Raw genomic sequence first — 2,348 nt, 5'->3', positions numbered from 1 at the left:
GGGGACGGACGGGGGGGACTGCTCGGCCATGGTGACGACGCGAGCGTCAATCTACCTTGGCCACGCGGCGGCGGTCCCCAAGGAACTCTTCCACTCCCAGCACGATGCTCTTCGCCACCTCGTCCTGGTAGCGCTCGGACGCCAGGCGCTTCTCGTCCTCGGCGTGCGACAGGAAGGACGTCTCCACCAGGATGGCCGGCATCCGCGCGCCCAGCAGCACGTAGAAGAGCGCCTCCTTGTGGCCCAGGTCCTTGATGCCGTCGTACTTGTTCGCCAGGCCCGTCACCAGGCTGTGCTGCACGGACTTCGCCAGCCGCGACGACTCCTCCGTGTTCGCCTTCGTCGCCAGGTCCGCCAGGATGAACTGCAGGTCGCTGATGCCCTTCTCGGACGACGCGTTCTCACGCGCGGCCAGGCGGATGGAGTAGCGGTCCGCGGACGTGTTGAGCGTGTACGTCTCGATGCCGCGCAGCTTGTGCGTCGCCGCCGAGTTGCAGTGCACCGAGATGAACAGGTCCCCGTGCGCCTCGTTCGCCAGCTTTGCCCGGTCCTCCAGGCGGATGAACGTGTCGTCGTCGCGCGTGAGCACCACCTCCAGGCCCTTCTCCCGCAGCCCGTCCGCGACCTTCTTGGAGATGGCCAGCGACACCTCCTTCTCCTTCGTCCCCTCCTTGCCCACCGCGCCCGAGTCGTGCCCGCCATGGCCCGGGTCGATGACCACGCGCCGCACCTTCAACCCGAGCTGCTCCGCCAGCGTCAGCTCCGCGTTGCGGGACTGCTTCGCGACCGCCTTGAGCCGCGCCTGCGCCACCTGCGCGTCCACCGGCGCCGTCACCGGGCGCGGGGCCTCCGGCATCGGAGACACCGCCACCGCGCGCGGCGGCTTCGACGCGACGACCTCCGGCTCGGAAGGCTTCGACTCGACCCGCGGCGCCGTGGCGTCCATCGCAGGCTTCGTCGCCACGGACGGGGACTCGGCGCGGGCTTCCGGCTTGACGGGCTGCGAGGTGCCGCGCGAGGAGGCCACGGCCTCCGGCCCCTTCGACTCCGGGGCCTTCGTATCGTGAGCGTCCTTCGCGGCGTCCTTCGCCTCGAGGGCCTTGTCGGCGACGGTCGGCGCGTCCTTGATGACCACCGCCGGGTCCTTCGCGTCGCCCGGAGGGGAGACAGGGGTGTTCAGCACGGGGGACGGCTCGCGCGCGAGCTTCGTGATGGCGTCCACCAGGGCGGAGCGGTCCTGCGGCGTGGCCTCGGCGACGGCGGTGTCCTGCGCGCCCTTCCCTGTCGGGGGCAGCGTCTTCACGGTCGGCCGCGCGGGCGTCGTCTTCGACGTGGGCAGCGAGGCCAGCAGCGCCTTGAGCTCCTTGCCCTGGTCGCCCTTGGGGTTCGTCGCCAGCGACTCGGTGAGGACCTTGCGCGCGGCCTCCGGCCGGTCCAGGCGGTTGACGTGGATGCGCGCCAGCGCCAGCGCCGCGTCGTCCGCGAGCCGGTGCTTCGGGTGCGCCTCCAGCAGCTTCGAGTAGTCGGCGATGGCCGACTGGAGGTCCCCCTCCACGAAGGAGATGCGGCTCAACTCCTGGAGCAGATCGCCCGCGGTGAAGAGCGCGTCGGGCGCGCGGTCGCTCTTGGGGTAGTGGCTGGCCACGGCCTCGAAGCGGTGCACCACGTTGAGCCAGTGGTGGCGCAGCTTGCGGCGGGAGGCGTCGTCCTTCAGCGCGTAGTACGAGCGCCGGGCCTGCTGATACGCCTCCTCGGCTTCGTTGCGCTTGCTGGCCCCGGTGGCGTTCGGCGCCATCAGCATCAGCACGGGCAGCACGAAGTGGGAGAAGCGTACTCGCATGGAAGCCTCCGGACGTTGCAGCTACAGGCGTGTGTCACACGGCCCCCGGGGACCGGCAACTTTTCAGCCCCGTCCGCGCGTGCTTCAGCGCACCCAGCCCAGCTTCCGCGCCAGCTCTTCGTCGATGACCCGACACCACCCGGGCTCGCTCGGGACGACGGCCGCCAGCACCTTGTCGCCGTTGCGCACGGGGGCCCGCTGGGGGCGGCAGCGCGCCCGCACGGCCTGTTTCACGTCCTGGCGGAAGTAGTGCGCGGGGAACTCCGCCTCGCCCCTTCCTTCCGGCAGGAAGCCGTCGTCCGGGGTGAGCCACACCAGCGCGCCCAGCCGCAGGGGCACCACCTCCTTGCGGAACAGCCGCCGCAGCTCCCAGCCGAGGCCGCCTGCCGCCACCAGCGCGCCCAGGCCCAGCCCCCAGGGCAGCCACCCCACCCGGGCGGCCTGCTCGCGCGCGTAGGTCGCCTCGCGCGGCACGCCCGGACGCGACGGGTCCACCAAGAGGCGCACC

Annotated in this window: 1 protein-coding gene and 1 pseudogene; both read right to left on the bottom strand. The window is 71.7% G+C overall.

Annotated features, from left to right (window positions below):
- Positions 1-46: 46 nt before the first annotated feature.
- Complete coding sequence (locus tag D7V93_RS41930) at positions 47-1,840, bottom strand: N-acetylmuramoyl-L-alanine amidase (RefSeq protein ID WP_120648554.1); 1,794 nt, start codon at positions 1,838-1,840, stop codon at positions 47-49.
- An 84-nt stretch (positions 1,841-1,924) separates the two neighbouring features.
- A pseudogene (locus tag D7V93_RS41925) lies at positions 1,925-2,348 on the bottom strand (DUF3592 domain-containing protein); the annotation flags it as partial.

The sequence above is a fragment of the Corallococcus llansteffanensis genome (assembly GCF_003612055.1).
Taxonomy (GTDB): Bacteria; Myxococcota; Myxococcia; order Myxococcales; family Myxococcaceae; genus Corallococcus; species Corallococcus llansteffanensis.
This window is presented reverse-complemented; position numbering and strand designations above follow the sequence as displayed.

What these genes read in the sequence shown, in the direction of transcription:
- D7V93_RS41930 (WP_120648554.1), bottom strand. Translation starts at nt 1,840, where the DNA reads ATGCGAGTACGCTTCTCCCACTTCGTGCTGCCCGTGCTGATGCTGATG.